The 21861-nt window shown below is 67.3% G+C and carries 15 protein-coding genes; 6 read left to right on the top strand and 9 right to left on the bottom strand.

All coding sequences use genetic code 11. The features are described 5' to 3' along the window. The first annotated feature begins 55 nt into the window (after positions 1-55). Complete coding sequence (locus IMX13_RS17100) at positions 56-961, top strand: LysR family transcriptional regulator (RefSeq protein WP_053520100.1); 906 nt, start codon at positions 56-58, stop codon at positions 959-961. Positions 962-1134: 173 nt separating this feature from the next. Here the strand turns inward: IMX13_RS17100 and IMX13_RS17095 are convergent, their stop codons facing one another. Together IMX13_RS17095 and IMX13_RS17090 are read right to left on the bottom strand one after the other, a co-directional pair. After that, a complete protein-coding gene (locus IMX13_RS17095) occupies positions 1135-4296 on the bottom strand; it encodes an efflux RND transporter permease subunit (protein WP_111186155.1) in 3162 nt (1053 codons plus the stop codon). A gap of 4 nt (positions 4297-4300) precedes the next feature. Continuing rightward, positions 4301-5431 (bottom strand): efflux RND transporter periplasmic adaptor subunit, encoded by a 1131-nt coding sequence (locus IMX13_RS17090; RefSeq protein ID WP_065181718.1) that lies wholly within the window; start codon positions 5429-5431, stop codon positions 4301-4303. Between the two features lie 114 nt (positions 5432-5545). Here IMX13_RS17090 and IMX13_RS17085 point away from each other — a divergent pair, with 114 nt between their 5' ends. The 3 genes from IMX13_RS17085 (at position 5546) to IMX13_RS17075 (ending at position 8386) form a co-directional block, all read left to right on the top strand. Further along, positions 5546-6223 carry a TetR/AcrR family transcriptional regulator gene (locus IMX13_RS17085; RefSeq protein ID WP_065175109.1) on the top strand — a complete coding sequence of 226 codons (678 nt, stop codon included), beginning with the start codon at positions 5546-5548 and terminating at the stop codon, positions 6221-6223. 140 nt (positions 6224-6363) lie between these two features. Further along, positions 6364-7011, top strand: coding sequence for a protein-L-isoaspartate O-methyltransferase (locus tag IMX13_RS17080; RefSeq protein ID WP_053520104.1), 648 nt, complete (start codon positions 6364-6366; stop codon positions 7009-7011). Between the two features lie 16 nt (positions 7012-7027). Then, positions 7028-8386, top strand: a complete 1359-nt coding sequence (locus tag IMX13_RS17075) for a TolC family outer membrane protein (protein WP_065175111.1) — start codon at positions 7028-7030, stop codon at positions 8384-8386. A gap of 69 nt (positions 8387-8455) precedes the next feature. Here the strand turns inward: IMX13_RS17075 and IMX13_RS17070 are convergent, their stop codons facing one another. Together IMX13_RS17070 and waaA are read right to left on the bottom strand one after the other, a co-directional pair. After that, on the bottom strand, positions 8456-9655 hold the full coding sequence (locus IMX13_RS17070; RefSeq protein ID WP_227255492.1) for an amino acid transporter: 1200 nt from the start codon (positions 9653-9655) through the stop codon (positions 8456-8458). Between the two features lie 214 nt (positions 9656-9869). Then, the gene (waaA, locus tag IMX13_RS17065) at positions 9870-11168 is read right to left on the bottom strand and encodes a lipid IV(A) 3-deoxy-D-manno-octulosonic acid transferase (protein WP_111186158.1); all 1299 of its coding nucleotides are present in this window, start codon (positions 11166-11168) and stop codon (positions 9870-9872) included. Positions 11169-11228: 60 nt separating this feature from the next. On the opposite strand from waaA, the gene IMX13_RS17060 reads away from it, so the two are divergent. After that, complete coding sequence (locus tag IMX13_RS17060; RefSeq protein ID WP_193396798.1) at positions 11229-12146, top strand: LpxL/LpxP family Kdo(2)-lipid IV(A) lauroyl/palmitoleoyl acyltransferase; 918 nt, start codon at positions 11229-11231, stop codon at positions 12144-12146. A gap of 42 nt (positions 12147-12188) precedes the next feature. Here IMX13_RS17060 and IMX13_RS17055 read toward each other — a convergent pair whose 3' ends face one another. From IMX13_RS17055 to IMX13_RS17035, 5 genes are all read right to left on the bottom strand, one after another. After that, entirely contained in the window at positions 12189-12392 is a 204-nt protein-coding gene (locus IMX13_RS17055) for a hypothetical protein (protein WP_193396797.1), read from the bottom strand. Positions 12393-12554: 162 nt separating this feature from the next. After that, positions 12555-13886 (bottom strand): O-antigen ligase family protein, encoded by a 1332-nt coding sequence (locus tag IMX13_RS17050; RefSeq protein WP_193396796.1) that lies wholly within the window; start codon positions 13884-13886, stop codon positions 12555-12557. Further along, entirely contained in the window at positions 13867-14982 is a 1116-nt protein-coding gene (locus tag IMX13_RS17045) for a glycosyltransferase (RefSeq protein ID WP_193396795.1), read from the bottom strand. Before IMX13_RS17045 ends, IMX13_RS17050 begins: the two co-directional genes overlap by 20 nt. A gap of 13 nt (positions 14983-14995) precedes the next feature. Then, positions 14996-15193, bottom strand: a complete 198-nt coding sequence (locus tag IMX13_RS17040) for a zinc-finger domain-containing protein (protein ID WP_053517405.1) — start codon at positions 15191-15193, stop codon at positions 14996-14998. 120 nt (positions 15194-15313) lie between these two features. Then, positions 15314-18055 carry a TonB-dependent receptor gene (locus tag IMX13_RS17035; RefSeq protein WP_193396794.1) on the bottom strand — a complete coding sequence of 914 codons (2742 nt, stop codon included), beginning with the start codon at positions 18053-18055 and terminating at the stop codon, positions 15314-15316. 459 nt (positions 18056-18514) lie between these two features. Between IMX13_RS17035 and IMX13_RS17030 the strand changes: the two genes are divergently transcribed. Then, positions 18515-21859: a GH92 family glycosyl hydrolase gene (locus IMX13_RS17030; RefSeq protein WP_193396793.1), complete on the top strand. Its 3345-nt coding sequence runs from the start codon at positions 18515-18517 to the stop codon at positions 21857-21859. Positions 21860-21861 lie beyond the last annotated feature (2 nt).

The following is a 21861-nucleotide window of genomic DNA, read 5'->3' as shown; positions in this document are numbered from 1 at the left end:
GGAAAATGCGGATAAAGCCCGCAACATTGACTTAACTTTCCAGATCGAGCGAACAATGGATCGGATCGACCGCTTCCGCATCTTCAGCCGGGTGGTGGAGTGCGCCAGCTTCACCCGCGCCGCCGATCAGCTCGGACTGCCCCGTTCCACGGTATCGGCGGCGGTCGCCGAACTGGAGCAGCGGCTGGGTACGCGCCTGTTGCAACGCTCGACGCGACGCGTCTCCACCACCCACGATGGCGATGTGTTCCACGCCCGCTGCCTGCGCCTGATCGCCGAGGTCGAAGATGCCGAATCGCTGTTCCGCCAGGAGGACGCGCAGCCGGTCGGCCTGCTGAGGATCGACGTACCCAGCCGCATCGGCAGGCGCATCGTGGCACCGGCGCTGCCTGACTTCTTCGCCCGTTACCCACAGGTGGAGGTGGATCTGGGCATGACCGACCGCGCAGTGAACCTGATCGAGGAAGGCTGCGATGCGGTGTTGAGGGTCGGCCAGCTGGGCGATTCCAGCCTGGTTTCGCGCACGCTGGGCACGCTGGACTTCGTCAACGTGGCCGCGCCGTCCTACCTGCGCGCGTACGGCGTCCCGCAGCAACCGACGGACCTGCAGCAGCACCGGGCGGTGAACTACGCCTCGCCGACGACCGCGCGGGTGGAACCGTGGGAATGGCAGGACGGAACCCAGCTGCGCACGCTGCCCATGCAGGGTTGGGTGCGGGTGAACAGCGCCGAAGCCTCGATCGCCTGCTGCGTGGCCGGACTGGGACTGCTGCAGATTCCGCGCTATGACGTGCAGGACGAGCTGCAGTCCGGCACGTTGGTGGAAGTGATGCCACGGCACGTCGCACAACCGTTGCCGGTGACCCTGCTGCAGCCGCATCGGCAGCATCGGGCACAGCGCGTGCACGTATTCCTGGAGTGGCTGGTGCCACTGCTGCGGAGCGGCCTGCAACTGCAGTAGATCCACGCCATGCGTGGATGCTTCTGTAGAGTCGAGCCATGCTCGACTCATCCCATCATTGCTCGAAGAGCAGCCGAGCATGGCTCGGCTCTACAGAAAGCAGATCCCGCGAGCAGAGCCGTGCCAACCAGGGTTGGCACCTGCCAGAGGCGGCGGCCCTGGAACCCGGGGCATTACGCCCCGGATTCATCCGGCTTCACCCGGAACCACGCCGCATACAGCGCCGGCAGGAACACCAGGGTCAGCACGGTACCCACGATCAACCCGCCCATGATCGAGATCGCCATCGAGCCATAGAACGCGCTGCGCGACAGCGGAATCATCGCCAGCACCGCCGCCAGGGCGGTCAGCACGATCGGGCGGAAACGCCGTACCGTCGCGTCGATGATCGCATGCCAGCGATCATGCCCGGCATCGATGTCCTGCTGGATCTGGTCGATCAGGATCACCGAGTTGCGCATGATCATGCCGGCCAGCGCGATCGTGCCCAGCAGCGCCACGAACCCGAACGGTGCACGGAACAGCAGCAGGAACAAGGTCGCGCCGATGATGCCCAGCGGTGCCGTCACCAGCACCATCGCCGCACGCGAGAAGCTGCGCAGCTGCAGCATCAGCAGCGTTGCGACCACGATCAGGAACAGCGGCATGCCTGCCTTGATCGAGTCCTGGCCACGTGCCGAATCCTCCACCGTTCCGCCGGTTTCCAGCAGGTAACCGCTCGGCAGGGCAGCGCGGATGCCATCCAGCGTCGGCAGGATCTGCTGCACCACGTCCAGCGCCTGGCTGCCGTCGCTGATATCGGCACGCACGGTCACGGTCGGCAGGCGGTTGCGATGCCAGATGATGCCGTCCTCGAACACGTACTCCAGGCGCGCCACCTGCGAGAGCGTTACCGACGTGCCACTGGCGGTGGGAATGGCCAGGCTGCCCAGCATGCCCAGCTGCACGCGCTCGTTCTCCGGCCCCCGCAGCAGCATCTCGATCAGGCGATTGCCCTCGCGATAGGTGCTCACGCTCATGCCCGACAGCGAAGTGCCCAGCAGCTGGCTCACCTGCGCACTGCTCACGCCCAGCGCGCGCGCACGGTCCTGGTCCAGCACCAGCCGCACGACCTTGCTCGGCTCGCTCCAGTCCAGGTTCACGTTCATCACATGCGGGTTCTCCCGCACCTTGTCCTGTACCTGGCGTGCGATCGCCTGCACCTGCTCGATGTGCTCGCCGGAGATCCGCAGCTGCACCGGGTAGCCCACCGGCGGACCGTTCTCCAGCCGCGTCACGCGCATCTGCACATCCGGGAACTGCGGGATCACGTCCTTCAGCAGCCAATCGCGCGTGGCCTCGCGCGCCTTGGCGTCTTCGGTGAGCACCACGAACTGCGAGAAGTTGGTCGCCGGCAGCTGCTGGTCCAGCGGCAGGTAGAAGCGCGGCGAACCGGTACCCACATAGGCCACATAGTTGGCGATGCCCTCACGGCCCTTCAGCAGCTTTTCCAGCTTGCTGGCCTGCGCCTGCGTGGCCTGCAGCGACGCGCCTTCAGCCAGTTCGATATCCACCATCAGTTCCGGGCGGGTCGAATCCGGGAAGAACTGCTGCGGCACGAAGCGGAACATCAGCAGCGAGAACACGAACAGGGCCACCGTTGCTGCGATTACCCACCAGCGGTGGCGCAGGCACATGTCCAGGAAACGGCGGAAACGCGTGTAGAACGGCCGCTGGTACGGATCGTGGTCGTGTGCATGCTCCTTCGGTGCGATCCAGCGCAGCAGCGCCGGATGGCGATCGGCCCAGGCCAGGCGCTTCGCACGCCAGCGACCGGCCAGGCTGTCCGGCTTGGGCAGCTGCGGATTGAACAGATCCGGCAGCATCTTGTCACCCAGGTATGGAATGAACAGCACCGCCGCAATCCATGACACCACCAGTGCGATGGTCACCACCTGGAACAGCGAGCGGGTGTACTCACCGGTGCTTGACGCCGCCGTGGCGATCGGCAGGAAACCTGCCGCCGTGATCAGCGTACCGGTGAGCATCGGGAACGCCGTGGATTCCCAGGCGAAGCTGGCCGCGCGCAGGCGGTCGTAGCCCTGTTCCATCTTGGTGGCCATCATCTCCACCGCGATGATCGCATCGTCCACCAGCAGGCCCAGCGCCAGCACCAGCGCGCCCAGCGAGATCTTGTGCAGGCCGATATCGAAATAGTGCATGACGAAGAAGGTCATCGCCAGCACCAGCGGAATGGTCACGCCCACCACCAGGCCCGTGCGCAGGCCCAGCGAGAAGAAGCTCACCAGCAGCACGATCACCACCGCTTCGGTCAGCACCTGCACGAACTCACCCACCGACTCTTCCACCGCATGCGGCTGGTCGGAGACCTTGCGCAGGTGCATGCCCGCCGGCAGCGTCTTCTGCAGGCGCTCGAACTCGGCATCCAGCGTGGAGCCCAGCTTCAGGATGTCGCCACCGTCCTTCATCGCGACCGCAATGCCGATCGCATCCTCACCCATGAAGCGCATCTTCGGCGACGCCGGATCGGCGAAGCCGCGCTTGATCTCGGCGATATCGCCCAGGTGCACGGTGCGGTCGCCGGCCTGGATCGGGAAGCGCCGGATGTCATCGATGCTCTGGAACTGGCCGGTCACGCGCAGCTGCACGCGATCGGTCGGAGTCTCGAAGAAGCTGGTGGCGCTGATCGCGTTCTGGTCGGCCAGCGCCTGCTGCACCTGCTGCAGCGACACGCCCAGCGTGGCCAGCTTGGTGTTGGACAGCTCGATCCAGACCTTCTCATCCTGCAGGCCCTGCAGCTCGATCTTGCCCACGTCCGGCACCCGCTGCAGTTCCAGCTGGATGCGATCGGCGTAGTCACGCATCACGGCGTAGTCGAAGCCCTGCCCGGTCAGCGCGTAGATGTTGCCGAAGGTGTCGCCGAACTCATCGTTGAAGAACGGACCGACGATTTCGCGCGGCAGGTTCGGCTTGATGTCGCCCACGCGTTTGCGCACCTGGTACCACAGGTCCGGAATGGCCTTGGAGCGCAGGCTGTCCTTGGCCGCGAAGATCACCTGCGACTCGCCCGGGCGCGAATACGAGCGGATGAACTCGTACTGCCCGGTGTTGAGCAGCGCCTTCTCGATCGGCTCGGTCACCTGGCGCGAGACCTGCTCGGCGGTCGCGCCCGGCCACATCGTGCGTACCACCATCACCTTGAAGGTGAACGGCGGATCCTCGGACTGGCCCAGATGCTTGTACGACCAGGCGCCGATGAGGGCGAAGGCGAGCATGGCGAACAGCACCAGCGCGCGGTTGCCCAGCGCCCATTCGGATAGATTGAAACGGCGCACAGGCTTACTCCTTCGCCTTCGGTGCGGCAGCCGGCGCTGCGGGCTTCAGCACCGGGCGATTCTGCCGGTCCACCGCGACGACCTGCTGGCCGGATCGCAGCAGATGGCCGCCCGCAGCCACCACCCAGTCGTCGGCGTCCACGCCGGACAGCACCGGCACGGCGTCGATGCCATAGGCGCCCGTGCTGACGGTGACCGATTTCAACGTGCTGCTGGCCGGGTCCACCACCCACACACTGGTTGCGCCACCTGCACCGCGCTGGAGAGCGGCCATCGGCAGCTGCAGGGTGCCGTGGCGGCCGGCGCTGCTGAAGACGCGCGCGCTCTGCCCCAGCTCGACATCGGCCAGTGCATCGGCGGGCAGGCTGACCCGGGTTGCGTAGGTCCGCGCCTGCGGATCGGCGGCGGCGGCGATCTCGCGGATCGTGCCGGGCAGGCGCTGCCCCGGGCGGTTCCACAACTCCACTTCCACCGGCTGGCCTACCGCGTAGTCGCGGATGGTGGCTTCCGGCAGGTCGATCAGCACTTCGCGGCCACCGTCTGCGGCCAGGTTGAAGATGGTCTGGCCCGCGGCCACCACCTGCCCGGCTTCCGCCTCACGGCTGGCGATCACACCATCGGCCGGCGCACGCAGCTGGGCGTAGCCGGCCTGGTTGCGCAGCACGTCCAGGTTGGCCCGGGCCGCGTTGGCCTGGCCCTGCGCGGCCTTGAACGCGGCAGACTGCTGATCCAGCTGCGAGCGGCTGACCAGCTGCTGGTCGGCCAGCACCTGGTAGCGCTTGAGATCGTCGCGGGCGCGTACCAGATCGGCTTCGGCCGCGGCCAGCTGCGCCTGCGAGGCGCGCGCCTGCAGGGCGAAGTCGGCGACATCCAGCTCGGCCAGCACCTCCCCCTTCTTCACCCGTTGGCCGGCGTCCACATGGCGCTTGACCAGGTTGCCGCCGACGCGGAACGACAGCGGGCTCTCCTGGCGTGCCCGGACCGTACCGGGAAACGCCGCCGGCGCCTGCCCGACCTGCTCGCCGGGATGCACCACCAGCACCGGCACGGCCGCCGGTGGCGCCTGCTCCTGTCCCGAACAGGCTGCCAGCGCAGCCACCCACACGATACCGCCCATCCAGCGCACGATCTTCATCGGTCAACGTCCTGACAACACTGAGTTCAGCAGGGGAGCCGCAACGTCCGGCCCAATTTAGTAAACTGGCCGGTATAGTATAAATATCGAACCGCTTGGTCTAGTATTACCGCAATGAGTTCTTCCACTTCCCGCAAGCCGTCGGCCAAGCCTGCTGCCAAGGCCGCCGGACCCGGGCGTCCCAAGGATCTTGGCAAGCGCGCGGCGATCCTCGAGGCGGCCAAGACCCTGTTCATCGAACAGGGCTATACCGGTGTGAGCATGGACAGCATCGCTGCCCAGGCGGGCGTGTCGAAGCTGACGGTGTACAGCCATTTCGGCGACAAGGAGACCCTGTTCTCCGAGGCCGTGCAGTCCAAATGCATCGAGATGCTGCCGGATGCGCTGTTCGTGGCCGACGCCGAAGGGCCACTGCGAGACCAGCTGATCGGGATCGGCCTGGCCTTCTTCAAGCTGATCACCTCCGACGCGGCGATCTCGATCCAACGGGTGATGATGGCCCCGGAGACCGACGAACGCCTGCGTGAGCTGTTCTGGCAGGCCGGGCCCGAGCGCACCTGCGAGGCGCTGGCCGACTTCCTGCGCTCGCGCAGCGAGCGGGGCGAGCTGCAGATTCCCGACCATCACCTGGCCGGGCAGCAGTTCCTGACCCTGGTCAAGGGTGAAGTGCACATGCATATGATGTGCGGCATGCCACTGTCATCGGTGGAGATCGATCCTGTCACCCACGTGGCGGCCAGCGTCGACTTCTTCCTGCGCGCCTATGCGCCCGGAGGAGCCGGAACCGGCTGAAACGGCAAAGCTGAACGAACCGGTGGTCGCGATGACTTCCGGCACTGCGACCCCGGCCCCCCGGCAGCGGATGCTCTGGGCGCGCCGCCGGCCTCCGGCACCGGTAAAATGGCCGGCCCACTGCGCTGGATTTGAACCTCATGACGATTGATTACGCCCACGCCCGCGAACTGATGGTGGAACAGCAGATCCGTCCCTGGGACGTGCTGGACATCAAGGTGCTCGACGTCCTGGCCCGCCTGCCGCGCGAGGCCTTTGTCGCCGACGCGCACCGGGCACTGGCCTACGCCGATGTTGAACTGCCGATCGGCAATGGCCAGAAGATGATGAAGCCCGTCATCGAGGGCCGTACCCTGCAGGCGCTGGACCTGCAACCGGGTGACGAAGTGCTGGAGATCGGCACGGGCAGCGGCTTCCTGGCCGCCTGCATCGGCGCGCTGGCGCGCGACGTGCTGAGCCTGGAGATCGACCCGGAACTGGCGACCGCCGCGCGCGCGCGGCTGGATGCCTCCGGCCTTGGTACCAACGTCCGGGTGGAAGTGGCTGATGCGCTGGCGTGGCAGACCGAACGTCGCTTTGACGTGATCTGTGTCACTGGTGCCGTCAACGTGGTGCCGTCACAGTTCGCCTCGTGGCTGCGTCCGGGTGGTCGCCTGTTCGTGATCCAGGGCCGTTCGCCGGCGATGGAAGCGCTTCTGATCAAGGCCGATGGCAGCACCGAATCCCTGTTCGAGACCGATATCGATTACCTGCGCGGTGCCGCCCCGGCACCCCAGTTCCACCTCTGAGTCCAAGGAAGCCGCAATGATCCGCCGATCCCTCGCTGTTGCGCTGGCCACTGCCCTGCTGCCGTTGTCTGCCCATGCCGCTGACCTGTTGCAGGTCTACGAGATGGCGCGCAACGGCGATCCGCAGCTGTCGGCCGCCGAATCCACCCGGCTGTACGACAAGGAAGGCGCCGTGCAGGCGCGCGCTGCCCTGCTTCCGCAGATCAACGGCCAGGCCACGCTGAACCGCACACGCAGCGAAGCCAACGCCGATGCCAATACCGGCACGGTCAGCAGCAAGCGCCGCAACTACACGATCGACGGTTCGCAGACCCTGTTCAACTGGACGCAGATCAACAACCTGCGCTCGCAGCGCGAACTGAGCAAGGCGGCTGACTTCACCCTGGATTCGGCCAACGACAGCCTGATCGTCCGCACCTCGGCGGCCTACTTCAACGTGCTGGTGGCGATCGAATCGCTGAATGCCGCACAGACCAACGAAGCGGCCGCGAAGAAGCAGTTCGACTTCGCCGACAAGCGCCTGGAAGTGGGCCTGGCGCCGATCACCGACGTGCACGAAGCGCGCGCGCAGTATGACCAGGCGCGCGCCAACACCATCGTCGCGCAGAACACCCTGGCCGATAACTACCAGGCGCTGACCGAACTCACCGGCCAGCCGGTGCTGAACCTCAAGGGGCTGCCGGCCGACTTCCGTCCCGAAGTGCCGGCCAACCGCGGCAACATCGATGAACTGGTGCAGCAGGCGACCAGCCAGAACCCCTCGCTGAAGGCGCAGGAGCTGAAGGTCAGCGCGGCCGAGGCCGGCGTGCAGGCCGCCCGTGGCGCCCACTACCCGACGCTGTCGCTGGGCGGCAGCTGGGGCAAGACCGCGACCTGGGGCGACAGCACCGGTTCGGGTTCGCTGTCCCCGGATGCGCGCACCAACAGCATCGGCCTGACCCTCAGCGTGCCGATCTTCGCCGGCGGCGCCACCCAGTCCGGCGTGCGCCAGGCGCTGGCCCAGCGTGACATCGCCCAGGATGGCTACGAACAGCAGAAGCGCGCGCTGGATCGCAACACCCGCAATGCCTACCAGACCCTGGTGCAGGGCATCAGCGAGGTGGAAGCACGCCGCCTGGCCGTCGTCTCGGCACAGAGCGCGTACGACGCCTCGCAGGTCGGCCTGGAAGTGGGTACCCGCACGGTGCTGGACGTGATCCAGAACCAGCGCATCCTGTTCTCGGCACAGCTGGACTACGCGCAGGCCCGCTACACCTTCCTGCAGAACCGCCTGCTGCTGAGCCAGTCGCTGGGCGCGTTGGACGTGGCCGAACTGCAGGACATCAATCGCCTGCTGACCCAGGACGCGGGCAATCCCGCCACGACCACGCAGTAAGTCGTCACCCGCGTTGACGGAAAGCCACCCGGCCGGGTGGCTTTTCTGTTTGTGCCGCGGCGATGAGATCTAGCGCAGGAGCGGCAGCAGGCACAACGCCGCTGCCGCCATGCCCAGCACGGCGTCGGCAGGCGAGCGCGTCACCTCGCTGCGCCGCTGGAGTCCCCCCAGGCACAACGCGGCCACCACCAGCAGTCCCACCGGCCCCGGCATCGTCGGCAAGACGCCGGCCGGCAGCCACAGCGCCAGCAGGGTCGCCAACAGGATGATCGCCACGGTCGCCACGCACGCCGCCGGTGGGTCGCCCTCGTTTCCAAGCGGCCACAGCGGCAGCGCCAGCCGCGTCGCCAGCATCAGCAGCACCAGTTGCAGCGCCGCCAACCCTGCATAGCCTGCCAGCGGCAGCCACGGCAACATCCAGGACAACTGGGGATGGCTTCGCAGCGCAACCGTCAAGGGCCGGCTGCTGGCCAGCGCTGGATAGTCGACCAGGCCCGCCTGCAGTGCGGCCAGTGCGATCAGCATCAGCGTCGCCGCGACGAGCACCATGAGCATCGTCATTGGGCGTCGCGCCAGCCCGCCAACAGGCAACCCGGGAACGCCCAGTGCCAGGCCGGCGCTGGCAAAGATGCCCAGCAGCGGCACAGCCGCAGCGAGCACGCCTCCCAGGCCGAAGCGATACGGTGCAGTGGCGGGGGGAACCCATGGGATCCAGTGCGCGTAGTGCACATACCGGGCCGCCAGCGCCAGCAGCAGCACGCCGATGCCGATCTTCACGGTCAACAGCCCGCACACCAGCAGCACCGTCCGCGCCGGTCGCATCAGCGCGGTGGCTCCCAACAGCAGCAGGCCTGCAGCGGCCGTCACCTGCACCGGCAGCGTACCGGCGCTGGATGCGCCCGCCGCCGCCAGTGCCGCATGCAGATGGCCAGCCCCGGACTGCGCCGCACCCGCCAGCGTCGCCGTGCACTCCAGCAACAACGCCAGGCACAGTACGCGGGCAATCGACCGCCCCCAGCCGGCCACCAGCAGGCCATGCAGGCCATGCAGGCCATCGGCCATATCCGCTTGCGTCACCACCCTGTACAGGCGTGCCAGCACCAGCGCCGCACCGAGGGCTGCGAGCAGCAGACTGAGAACGACGGCCGGCCCCGCCTGCGCCGCCGTGTACTGACCGACCCGTGCGATGACACTGCCACCGAGCAGCAACGTCATCAGGATCACGCCCAGATGATCCATTCCAAGCCGATGGCCATCGCTGCCGCTCATCTCAAGCTCCCTTGATGCCGTCCAAGCACGGTCGACATCAGGCTGGCAGCCTGTGTTGGCAATCGATAGTCAATTTGCATCTGCATGCCGCGAGGTGTGATCCGAGGCACGTTGCGGCGTCGGCAATCGGTCCTGCGGCGACAGAACGATGGCCGTCAAGCAGGCTTAATCCAGTTGATCGCGACAGTACGGCGGCGAGCGCGCCGCGTGCGGCTCAGCCGCGGGGCGGTGGCAGGTGCGGGGCCACCAGCGCCAGCGTCCGCTGCAGCGCGCCGCGCCCATTGCTGACCAGCGTGCATCCAGCGTGCGCCATGTCCTCGCGGGCCTGCGGATCCTCCAGCAGGTGCTGCAGCAGACCGCCGACCGCCTGCACGTCTTCGCCGATCAACAGCGCACCGGCCTCGCGCATGCGCCGCGAGATCTCCGAGAAATTGTGCAGGTGCGGACCGGTCACCGCGGCAGTGCCCATCGCCGCCGGCTCCAGCAGGTTGTGGCCACCGATCGGCTGCAGGCTGCCGCCGACGAAGGCGACCTGCGCACAGCCATAGAACGGCATCAGTTCACCGAGGGTGTCGATGATGAAGGCGTCGGTATCGGCGGACGGCCACTGCTGCGCACGGCGGGTCGCCACGTTCCAGCCCTGCTCGCGCGCCAGCGCCTCCACCTTCGGGAAGCGCTCGGGATGCCGGGGTGCCCACAGCAGCAGCAGGTCCGGATGGTGCTGGCGCAGGCGCCGGTGCAGTTCGATCACCGCCTGCTCTTCGCCATCATGGGTACTGGCCGCGATCCAGACCGGTCGCGTGTCCGGCACCCGTGCGTGGAACTGTTCGATGAAGGCCTGCACGTCCGGCGTGGCGATGTCGAATTTGAGGTTGCCCAGTGCCTGCACCTGGTCAGGCGCCGCCCCCAGCTGCACGAAGCGCTCTGCGTCGTCCTGCGACTGGGCTGCCACGCACGTCACCGTGCGCAGCGCGCGGCGGATCAGCGCGGCCAGCAGCCGGTAGCCACGCAGCGAACGGGCCGACAGGCGGGCATTGAGGATGTAGACCGGAATGTCGCGGTCACGGCAGCCGAACAGCATGTTCGGCCACAGCTCGGTTTCCAGGATCAGCGCCAGGCTGGGCTGGAAGTGGCCGAGGAAACGGTTGACGCTGCCGGGCACGTCATACGGCAGGTAGACGTGGTCCAGCGCATCGCCCCACAGCGCGCGCACGCGCTCGGAGCCGGTGGGGGTGATGGTGGTGATGACCCAGCGGATATCCGGGCGCTGCTGGCGCAGGGCGTTGACCAGCGGCGCGGCGGCGTTGACCTCGCCCACCGAGACCGCATGCAGCCAGACCCGTGGCTGGCCGCTGGGCTGGGGATAGGAGGCGTAGCGCTCGTCCCAGCGGCGGAAATACTCACGGACCCGGAAGCCGCGCCAGACCAGGTGGTACACGGTGATCGGCAGCAGGATGTAGAGCACGACCGAATACAGGCCGCGCAGGATCCATTCGACAGGGTCTTTGCGCATGCGGCAAGGATACGGGACACCCCCGGGAAAGACACGCAGCCGGATTGCTAGAATGGCGCCATGTCCGATGCCTCCACTGCCGTCCGCCCGTCACTGCGCGATCCCCGCAACTGGCCGATGTTCGCCGCCATGTACGGCGCTTTCGCCATCGCCCGCCTGCCGTGGATGCTGCAGCGCGCCCTCGGTCGCGGGGTGGGATCGATCGCCTGGCGCCTGGCCGGCAGCCGTCGCCGTGCAGCCGAGGTCAATCTCGCGCTGTGTTTCCCGGAAAAGGACGATGCCTGGCGCCAGCGGTTGGTTCGCGACAGCTTCGATGCCCTGGGCGTGGGCGTGTTCGAGTGCATCCGTGCCTGGTGGGGCAGCATCGACAGCATCCGCCCGCAGGTGCAGATCGAAGGGCTGGAGCACCTGCGGCAGATGCAGGCCGAGGGTCGCGGCGTGCTGCTGGTGTCCGGGCACTTCATGACCCTGGAAATGTGCGGCCGCCTGCTGTGCGACTACGTCGACCTGTCCGGCATGTACCGCAAACACAAGAATCCGGTGTACGAGTGGGCGGTGAAGTTCGGCCGCCTGCGCTATGCCAAGGCGATGTTCGCCAACGAGGACATCCGCGCCACCGTGCGCCACCTGAAGAAGGGCGGCTTCCTCTGGTATGCCCCCGACCAGGACATGCGTGGCAAGGACACCGTGTTCGTTCCGTTCTTCGGCCACACCGCCGCCACCATCACCGCCACCCACCAGCTGGCGCGGATGACCGGTTGCGCGGTCATTCCGTACTTCCACCGCCGCGAAGGCGGGAAGTACTTCCTGAAGATCGGCGCGCCGCTGGAGAACTTCCCGAGCGAGGATGTGGAAGCCGATACCGCGCGCGTCAACCAGGCGATCGAAGAGATGGTGCGCGAAGCCCCTGACCAGTACCTGTGGATCCATCGCCGCTTCAAGCGCCAGCCCGGCGGGCGCAGCGACTTCTACAAATAACCGTGGAACAGAATGGCGACCCGAGACAGCACAGGAACTTTATCAGCGCTGCCCGGGATAGCCAGACGACCGATGGAGTCGCACGTCATCCACAATCACCTTGATCAGTGAAAGAAGGATCGTGAAGGACGACGCCGAGAAGATCATGTTTACGACATTGCCCTGATCCAGGGCTGCCTTGAACACGATGATGGAGAGTATGGCGATATAGAGTGCTGCAGCAGTCGCCACATAAGCGATCTTCATCTCAAGACTCCTGTTCTGTGCCCCCCGCCCAACTGCTGGGAGGGGTGAAGATTGGCATTAGACGCCTGCACTCGGTACTACAACAAGGGCAGCAACTTCAGGGGTCGTCGCAGCGACGTTTGCACCTTGAACTGAAACAGTCAAACGGTCATGGATCTGCGATCAGCCGACGCGTGGTGAGTCATCCGTGTCACGCGCCAGCAGGCTGCCGGCGAACAGCGCCGCCAGCAGCACGGTCAGCCCACCCCAGAACGCAGAGTAGAACGCCAGGTGGGTGTTGAGCGGGAACACGGTGACCGCCAGCGCCAGCATCGCCGGCCGCGCCCGCTCGCGGGCCGCGGTCGGTGCGAAGCGCCACGCCCGCCAGGCCTGTGCCACGGCGGCCAGCCACAACAGCAGGCCCAGGACGCCGGTCTCGGCCAGGATCTCCAGCACGATCTGGTGCGCGTGCAGGGCCGGTTCCGCGCCCCACACCGCGGTTCCCTCCCCTGCGACGCAGGCGGGATACGCATCGCGGAAGCCACGCGCGCCGACACCGTTGATCGGATGTGCTTCGATCATGCACGCCGCTGCGCTCCAGATCCGCGCACGCCCGGACAACGCCTGGTCGACGCCCGTCTCGTCCCCCTCCCAGGCCATCGTCGTGCGCAGCACGCGCTCACGCAGCTGCGGCACACTGGCAACCAGGACCCCGGCCCCCAGGACCCCGACCATCCCCAACAGCGCCAGCCGCTTCCAGCCGAACTGGCGCATGCCGCTGTAGGCCAGCACGAGCGCGAAGGTGATCCACGAGGCGCGTGAGCCGGCCAGCAGCAACACACTGCCGAGGGCCGCAGCGGCCAGCAGCCAGCCGGCAGCACCGAAGCGGCGCGCCAGCGGCAGCAGCAGGAACGGCGACAGGCTGGCCAGCACCTGGCCGAATTTCAGGTTGCACGGGCCCAATACGCCACTGAGCCGGTCGGCCAACGCCGCTTCATCGGCCGGGCACAGCGCACGCCCGCTGATTGCCAGTTTGAGCTGCTCCAGCGACCAGAACCATGGGCTGGTGCCGGCCACCGCCTGTACCAGCGCATCCAGCGTCCAGGCGCCGGTGATCACCGCCAGTCCACCCAGGGTGAGTCTGCGCCGCTCCGGCGTGGCCACTGCGATCGCTACCAGCCACATGAAGGGCAGGTAGCGCAGGCCTGCTGCCGCCTTGGTCCACGAGGCCGACGGGTCGATCGCATCGAATGCGGAAAATGCCTGCGGCAACCAGTAGCCGAGGAACAGGATCGAGGTCAGCGCCCAGGCCGCCGGGCTCAGCAGATGCGGCCGGCGCTGCAGGCGGCGGATGACCATGCGCACCGCGGCATAGATTGCACCCAGGCCCAGGACGGTCTCGGCGATGCCTGGCAGCGGCCACAACGCCACGTAGGCAAGCACCCACCAGGGCGCCCAGCGCCCGGCGCGTTCATCGCGCAGGACCGCTGCGGTGTCAGCCTGCGAGGTCGGCATAGAGACGGAGGGTATCGCGCTGCATGGCCTGCAGGGTAAACGGGATACGGCCCGGCAACGATGGCGGCTGCGCCAGAAGGGCCAGCGCACGTTCACCCAGTGCCTGCGCATCTCCCACCGTCACCGCACCGGTGGGCTGGAGCTGCTGCAGCAGTTCGCCCACCCCACCGTGGTTCCAGCCGAGCACCGGTCGGCCCACCGACAGTGCTTCCACCACGGTACGGCCGAAGGCTTCGGGCTTGTCGGACAGCTGCAGCACCAGATCGCTGGCGGCATAGGCCTGGGCAATGCGGGCGGTCGGCGTGCTGATGTGGACCGCGTCTGCGATGCCGAGCGTGGCGGCCTGGCGGCGCAGGTCGGCCACATAGGCTTCGCGCCCCGGCTCGTCGGTGCCCAGCATCCACAGCTGCGCCGGCACGCCGGCAGCGCGGACGTCGGCCAGCAGCTGCAGCGCGTGCGTGTGCCCCTTCAGGCGCGTGCCACGGCCCGGCAGCAGCAGCAGCGGCCCGTCCACCCCGGCCAGCCACGGGTAGTCCGCCACCAGCGAAAGGCGCGGCCGGCGATCACCGCGCGCCACCCGCGGGAACTGACTGACATCGACACCACGCGGGATCACCCGCAGGTGGTCCTCCGGCACGGTCGGATAGTGGCGCTGCACGTATTCGCGCACGCTGTTGGAGACACAGATCACGCGCTCGCCGCTGGTCATCACCGCGCTGTAGCGGCTGGGCGAGTTCAGCCCGTGCACGGTGGTTACCCAGTGCGGCCGCTGCGCCTGCGGCATCGCCCGGATCGCATACAGCCCCAGCCACGCGGGCAGGCGCGAGCGGGCGTGCACGATATCGGCGCCGACCTCGGCGAACAGGCGACGCAGGGTCGGCAGATGACGCAGGGTCAGCAGCGACTTGCGGCCGATATCGAGGGTGAGATGCTCGGCACCGCTGGCCAGCAGCGGTTCAACGAGGCGGCCACCGGCAGACACCACCAGCGCGCGATGGCCGGCTGCCACCAGTGCCGACGCGATTTCCAGGGTCGAGCGCTCGACGCCGCCGGAGTGCAGCGCCGGCAGCAACTGCACCACGGTCAGTCGACGCATCGGTGAAGGCCGTTCAGTCAGCCAGTACGAACACGGAACCGCAGTACGGGCACTGCGCTTCACCGTTGGGTTCGTCTTCGATCGCCAGGTAGACCCGCGGATGCGAGTTCCACAGCGCCATCTCCGGGGTCGGGCAGCTCAGCGGCAGGTCGCTGCGGTGCACGGTGTAGCGCTTCTCGGCGTTGGCGGGCGCGGTGGCGGTATGGCTCATGGCGGATGTCGATGAACGGATTGCGAGGCCTGCGATTCTAGCACCTGGGGCGGCGACCCGGCCGCCCCTGTCCTTTCCTGGCCCCCGCCCCCTGACAGCCGGGACCTGCCAGCGCCCGGCCTACTGGAAGTCCAGCGACAGCTCCAGGAAGGCCGAGCGGCCATAGGCGTTGTAGATGCCCTGATCGTAGTACGGCCAGTTGCCGTTGCTGCGGTCGATCGGCGGCATCTCGTCGGTCAGGTTGTTGACCGTCAGCAGCAGGCTGGCCAGGTCATTGATGCGGTAGCCGACCGTGGCGTTCCAGGTGGTCCACGGCCCGATGTTGCGCTGCTCGCCACGGCTGTCCCAGGTGGGCGCGTTGCGCACGCCGAACGCACTGGCGCTGAACGGCCCGCGCTTCCAGTTCACGCCCAGCGTGGCCCGGTACTGCAGTTCATTGGAATTGCCGCAGCACAACTGGTCGTAGACCGGATCGCCTTCCTTGTCCTGGGTGGTGTGCTTGAGCGGGCGGTAGTAGCCCGCGTTGACCGTGAAATCTCCCACCGAGGAGGTACCCCAGCGATAGTCCAGCGCTGCCTGCACACCGGTCTGGCGTTGGCTGGCGATGTTGATCGGGTAGGAGAACACCTTGTCCACACCGTTGGGGTTGAGCGGATCGGTGGCCGGCTTGCGCTGCACCTGGCCCAGGACCTGCTGGCAGGTGGGCGAGGTGATGTCGAAGCGGGTCTGCCCGTTCTCCGATACGCCCAGCCGGCAGTTGGCCTCGGTGTCGAGGATGCTGTCGGTACCGAGGATGCGTACTTCGTTCTCGATCACCACCGAGTTGTAGTCCACCGACAACGTCAGCGCGTTGTCCAGTGTCGACCACACCGCACCATAGGTGAACGTGCGTGCAGTGATGTCCTTCAGATCGCGGTTGCCGGTACTGGAAGACAACACCGCCAATCCGGACTGCTCGCAGTCATCGAAGTTGTCGGAGGTGTAACCGGCCTGGCGGCACTGGTAGAGGTCGGTGTTGGTGGTATAGCCGCTGCTCTCGCGGGAGAACAGATAGAACATGTCCGGCGAACGGAACGCAGTGGCGTAGCTGCCACGCAGCAGCAGCGATTCGATCGGCCGGTATTCCAGGCCAAGCTTCCAGGTGGCCTTGCCGTTGCCGCCACCGCCCTGCAGGGCGTACTTGTCGTAGCGGCCGGACAGATTGGCGCTGAAGGTATCGATGATCGGCACCTGCAGTTCCGCACCCAGCGCGTACAGATCCCGCTGGCCCTGCGCCGAGGTGCCGGCGGTCTGCCCGCGGAACAGCACACCGGCATCGGGATCGGCCGACTGGTTGAAGAACTTCTCGCGCTGGCCCTGGGCGATCAGCGCGAAACCGACGTCGCCGGCCGGCAGGGTGAACAGCGAACGATGGGTCAGCAGTGCCGTCACTGCTGTGCGCGACGCGCTGGATGCAGCACGGTTGAGGCCGCTGAAGCTGTCGTACTGGTCGCGGGTGATCGGCTGGTACAGGCGCGACAGGTCCGGGGCGTAGACCTCGTAGCCATCCTGCATGCCCAGCATCGGCCCCAGGTAGTAATCGTCCACGCCGTTCCGGGCGAGGAAGTCGGTGGATTTGCGGGTGACATCGGTGCTGGAACGGTTGACGTAGACGTCGTAGTCGAAGCTGCCCAGCACGCCACGCACGCCGGCGGTGACGTTCAGCGATCGCGTGTAGACGCGCTGGTCCTTGGCATCCAGGCCGACTTCCTCGGGCGCGTAGATGCGCTGCCACTGCTCGTACTGGCCGCTGGTGCGGTTGTAGAAGGTCTTGTTCCAGAACGGGCTGCCACCGCTGTAGGTCGGCCGGCTGAAGCCGAACAGGATGTCCGAGTACAACTCGGTATCCGGGCTGAGGTGATAGCGCAGGAAGGTGGTCGCGTTGACGTCCTGGCTGGCGTTGTACAGCGACGCGGTGCCGACGTTGTCGGGGGTGCCGCAGTAGTAGCCACCGCCGGAAATGTCGCGGTGCGCGTACACGGTGCTGCCACCGAACAGATTCGACAGCGGCGCGCAGGTGGCCGCGCCCGGGTCGATGTAGGCGTTGGGCCCCTGGCGCATGCGCAGGAAGCTGCGCGATGGATCCTGCGGCCCGGTCGGGCTGTCGTTGACGCTGTCGATGCGGCTGCGGTCGAAGGCGTAGATCGCCTTCTGGTTGGTGTATTCCAGCCCGTAGCTGATATCGAGGTTGCCGAAGGTCTGTCCACTGCTGGCGCTGAAGCGCTGGCTGGAACCACCGCCCTGGCTGTAACCACCGACGCGGTAGCGCAGATGGGTGCCTTCCACGCGGTCTTTCAGCACGATGTTGACTACGCCGGCCACGGCCGAGGAGCCATACACCGAGGACTGGCCACCGGTGAGCACATCGATGCGTTCGACCATGCCCAGCGGGATGTTGGCAATGTCGGCGATGCTGGTGTTGCCGTTGTAGGCCAGCGGATAGCTGTTGATCGGCCGCCCGTTGATGAGGGTAAGGGTGTAGCTGGGGTCCAGACCGAACAGGCTGATGGTCTTGGCGCCCGGAGTGTAGAAGCCGGTTCCCTGGGAATCCTGCACCGACCCATTGGAGACCGGCAGCGAGCGCAGCGCATCGAACACCGTGGTGAAACCCTGCGCCTGGATCTGCTCGGCGGTGATGGTCGTCACCGGTGAGGGGCCTTCCACCTGCGCGCGCGGAATGAGCGACCCGGTCACCGTGACCGCATCCAGGTCGCGCGTACGCGGCGGATCGGCGCCCTCCCCTGCGTTGGAGGACTGGGCCTGCACGGCCAGCGGCGACAGCAGCAGCGAAGACATCAACAACGACAGCAACCTCGGTTTCATCAAGCGCTCTCCAGAGACGGATGACGGTCCTGCCGGTGGGGGACGGACGGGAAGGTCGTGGATGGACGGTGGTGACGGGCAGCAGCAGCAAGCGCAGGCCGCCCGCCCGGATCAGGGCATGCAGGGTGTTCCGGGACAGATGGACGGGTTGGGATCGGGACGGGAAGGACGCCGCCTTCCCCGGGCCTGGACCCCGGCCACTTTTAAATCGATCCAATCCCCTCTGTCAATAATTTGAAATGAAACGTTTTTCCCGGATTTGGATCGAACTAATTGCACTTGTCAGGGGGCAACGCACTGAGGCAGGATCGGGACCACTCCGACGACCCGATCGCATGGCCCGCCCCCACCGGACCGGCATCGCTCCTTTCCACCGCCCCTGGGCGGCGGGCGCGATGCTGGCCGTGGTACGTGCCGATGCGGGTCCTGCCTGCCGCCTGCCCTTCCGGGAGACCCTGCATGACCCTGTCCGATCCGCGCCGCGCCCTGCTTCCGCTCGCCCTGGCCCTGGCCTGCGCCACGCCCGCCCTGCCCGCAGTGGCACAGGGCCTGCAGACCTCGTTCGAGGCAGGTGAGCCCGCACCGGCCAAGGCCGGCGGCGCGCTGCAGGTGCAGATCGGCACCGGTCCGGCGGCGCCGTATGCAGCCAAGCGCAACGCCGGCTACAGCGGCCTGCGCGCGCTGCACTACCAGGCCGACGGCGGCGCGGCGCGGCGCGACCTGTTCAGCACGGACCTGACCATCGACGCCGACACCACCCTGTCCTGGCTGGTGCTGCCGGAGATCGTCGACAAGGACACGGTGGCCTCCACCTACGTCTCGCTGGACCTGCGCCTGGACGATGGCAGCCGCGTATCGGCCAGCTCCGCGCGTGATCAGCACGGCATCGCCGTGGGCGCGCGTGCGCAGGGCGATTCGAAAACGCTGTACCCGCAGCAGTGGGCGCGCAAGGCCGTACGCCTGGGCGATGTGCCTGCGCTGCGCGGCCGCCGGGTGGTCGCCATCGAGCTGGAAGTGGCCAGCGCCGACGGTGCGCCGGTGTCCGGCTGGATCGATGACGTGCGCCTGGATGCACAGCCGCGGCAGGTGCCGCAGCGGGTCTCGGACTGGGTGCTGACCACCCGCGGTACGCAGGCCAACGGCACGTTCTCGCGCGGCAACAATTTCCCGGCCACGGCGGTGCCGCACGGCTTCAACTTCTGGACCCCGGTGACCGATGCCGGTGCACTGAACTGGCTGTACCGCTGGAACGAGCAGAACGATGCGAACAACCGCCCGCAGCTGCAGGCGCTCGCGCTGAGTCACCAGCCCAGTCCCTGGATGGGCGACCGCCAGACCTTCCAGGTGATGCCGTCGGCCAGCCGCGGTGTGCCCGAGGCCGACCGCAGCAAGCGGGCGCTGTCCTTCGACCGCGCGCACGAGAACGCGCGCCCCTACCGCTACGACGTGCGCTTCGACAACGGCATCGCCGCCTCCATCGCGCCGACCGACCACGCCGCGGTCTTCCGCTTCGATTTCCCTGCGGAAGGTGATGCCAACCTGCTGTTCGACAATGTGGATGCACGCGGCGGGCTGACCCTGGATGCGGCCACCCAGACACTGTCCGGCTACACCGACACGCGCAGCGGCCTGTCCAACGGTGCCGGCCGCATGTTCGTGGTGGCCCGCTTCGACCGGCCCTGGCGCAGCAGCGGACGCATCGACAGCGGCCGCCCGACCGGCTACATCAAGTTCGATGCCGGCAGCGATCGCCGCGTCACCATGCGCATTGCCACCTCGCTGATCTCGCTCGAACAGGCGCGGCACAACCTTGCTCTGGAGATTTCCGCCACGGATACGCTGGAAAGCGTGGCCGGCCGCGCCCAGGATGCCTGGGATGCGCGCCTGGCCCGCTTCGATATCGGCGATGCCACGGACGACCAGAAAACCACGCTGTACTCCAGCCTCTACCGGTTGTACCTGTATCCCAACTCCGGCCACGAAAACGTCGGCAGCGCTGCCGCCCCCGAGTGGCGTTACGCCAACCAGGCCAGCGCCAGCGAGAACAACACCGATGGCAGTGACAGTCGCACCTTCAGTGGCGTGCGCGATGGCCGGGTGTTCGTCAACAATGGCTTCTGGGATACGTTCCGCACGACGTGGCCGGCGTACGCACTGTTCACGCCGGAGGACGCCGGCCAGCTCGTACAGGGTTTCATCGAGCAGTACCGCGCGGGCGGCTGGATCGCCCGCTGGTCATCGCCGGGCTACGCGGACCTGATGGTCGGCACCAGTTCCGACGTGGCCTTCGCCGACGCATGGCTGAAGGGCGTCGGCGGTTTCGATCCCGCCGAGGCCTATGCCGCGGCGCTGAAGAACGCCACCGTGGTACCGCCCGATCGCCATGTAGGGCGCAAGGGCATGGATCGCTCGACGTTCCGCGGCTATGCCAGTGCCGACGTGCATGAAGGCATGTCATGGACGATGGAAGGCGCGCTGAACGACTTCGGCATCGCCAACATGGCCGAGGCACTGGCCAAGCGCGCGACCACCGCCGCGCAGCGCGAGCGCTACAGCACCGAAGCCGACTACTTCCGCTACCGCGCTGCCGGCTACGCGACCCTGTTCGACCCTGCCGCCGGCTTCTTCCAGGGCCGCAAGGCCGACGGCAGCTGGCGCGTGGACGCCAAGGACTACGATCCGCGCGTGTGGGGCCACGACTACACCGAATCCAACGGCTGGACGTTCGCCTTCACCGCCGCGCACGATGGCGAGGGCCTGGCCGCGCTGTACGGTGGCCGCGACAGGCTGGCCGCCAAGCTCGATGCCTTCTTTGCCACGCCGGAGACCGCCGATGCAGCGTTTGCAGGCTCCTACGGCGGCATCATCCATGAGATGACCGAAGCGCGCGACGTGCGCATGGGCATGTACGCGCACAGCAACCAGCCGGCGCACCATATCCCGTGGATGTATCTGTACGCCGGGCAGCCCTGGAAGACCCAGCAGCACGTGCGCGAGATCCTGTCGCGGCTGTACGTGGGCAGCGAGATCGGCCAAGGCTATCCGGGCGATGAGGACAATGGCGAGACCTCCGCATGGTACGTGCTGGCTTCGCTGGGCCTGTATCCACTGCGGATGGGCGCGCCGGAATACGTGATCGGCTCCCCGGCATTCAGGCACGCCCGGGTGGAACTGCAGGGTGGCGCGGTGCTGACCGTCAACGCGCCGCAGAACTCCGCGGAGAATGTCTACGTCCAGTCGCTGAAGATCAACGGCACGCCATGGACCCGGACCTGGGTACCGCACGAGGTGATCGCCAAGGGCGCGACGCTGGACTTCGAGATGGGCCCGCAGCCTTCGCGCTGGGGCACAGGCGCCGACGACGTGCCCCGTTCGCTGACCGCACCGGGCCAGCGACCGCAGATGCTGCACGATCTGCTGGGCAGCGGCACGCGCGCTGCGCTGGCCGATGGCCGCGCCGTGCCCGCGCTGTTGGACGACGATGCGACCACGGCCGTTCCGCTGGGCGCGGGTGCCACCCTCATGCTGAGCGCCGTGGGTGATGGCGCGCCGACGATGTATACGCTGACCAGCGGCGAAGGGCCGATCCGGGGGGCCGGATGGACGCTGGAAGCCCGTAACGGCGATGGCCGCTGGACCACGCTGGACCAGCGGCGTGGCGAAGACTTCAGTGCTGCGCGGCAGACCCGTCCGTTCCGCATCGCCTCGCCCTCACGCTATGCCGAGTACCGCCTGCGCGTAACTGCGCCGGGACGCCTGCAGCTGGCTGAGATCGAACTGTTGTCCCCCTCCACTGTACGGTGACC

It is taken from the genome of Stenotrophomonas sp. B2, assembly GCF_014947095.1.
Lineage (GTDB): Bacteria > Pseudomonadota > Gammaproteobacteria > Xanthomonadales > Xanthomonadaceae > Stenotrophomonas > Stenotrophomonas maltophilia_P.
This window is presented reverse-complemented; position numbering and strand designations above follow the sequence as displayed.

What these genes read in the sequence shown, in the direction of transcription:
- IMX13_RS17100 (WP_053520100.1), top strand. Translation starts at nt 56, where the DNA reads ATGGATCGGATCGACCGCTTCCGCATCTTCAGCCGGGTGGTGGAGTGC.
- IMX13_RS17090 (WP_065181718.1), bottom strand. Translation starts at nt 5,431, where the DNA reads ATGAAGATCGTGCGCTGGATGGGCGGTATCGTGTGGGTGGCTGCGCTG.
- IMX13_RS17085 (WP_065175109.1), top strand. Translation starts at nt 5,546, where the DNA reads ATGAGTTCTTCCACTTCCCGCAAGCCGTCGGCCAAGCCTGCTGCCAAG.
- IMX13_RS17080 (WP_053520104.1), top strand. Translation starts at nt 6,364, where the DNA reads ATGACGATTGATTACGCCCACGCCCGCGAACTGATGGTGGAACAGCAG.
- IMX13_RS17075 (WP_065175111.1), top strand. Translation starts at nt 7,028, where the DNA reads ATGATCCGCCGATCCCTCGCTGTTGCGCTGGCCACTGCCCTGCTGCCG.
- IMX13_RS17070 (WP_227255492.1), bottom strand. Translation starts at nt 9,655, where the DNA reads ATGAGCGGCAGCGATGGCCATCGGCTTGGAATGGATCATCTGGGCGTG.
- waaA (WP_111186158.1), bottom strand. Translation starts at nt 11,168, where the DNA reads ATGCGCAAAGACCCTGTCGAATGGATCCTGCGCGGCCTGTATTCGGTC.
- IMX13_RS17060 (WP_193396798.1), top strand. Translation starts at nt 11,229, where the DNA reads ATGTCCGATGCCTCCACTGCCGTCCGCCCGTCACTGCGCGATCCCCGC.
- IMX13_RS17055 (WP_193396797.1), bottom strand. Translation starts at nt 12,392, where the DNA reads ATGAAGATCGCTTATGTGGCGACTGCTGCAGCACTCTATATCGCCATA.
- IMX13_RS17050 (WP_193396796.1), bottom strand. Translation starts at nt 13,886, where the DNA reads ATGCCGACCTCGCAGGCTGACACCGCAGCGGTCCTGCGCGATGAACGC.
- IMX13_RS17045 (WP_193396795.1), bottom strand. Translation starts at nt 14,982, where the DNA reads ATGCGTCGACTGACCGTGGTGCAGTTGCTGCCGGCGCTGCACTCCGGC.
- IMX13_RS17040 (WP_053517405.1), bottom strand. Translation starts at nt 15,193, where the DNA reads ATGAGCCATACCGCCACCGCGCCCGCCAACGCCGAGAAGCGCTACACC.
- IMX13_RS17035 (WP_193396794.1), bottom strand. Translation starts at nt 18,055, where the DNA reads ATGAAACCGAGGTTGCTGTCGTTGTTGATGTCTTCGCTGCTGCTGTCG.
- IMX13_RS17030 (WP_193396793.1), top strand. Translation starts at nt 18,515, where the DNA reads ATGACCCTGTCCGATCCGCGCCGCGCCCTGCTTCCGCTCGCCCTGGCC.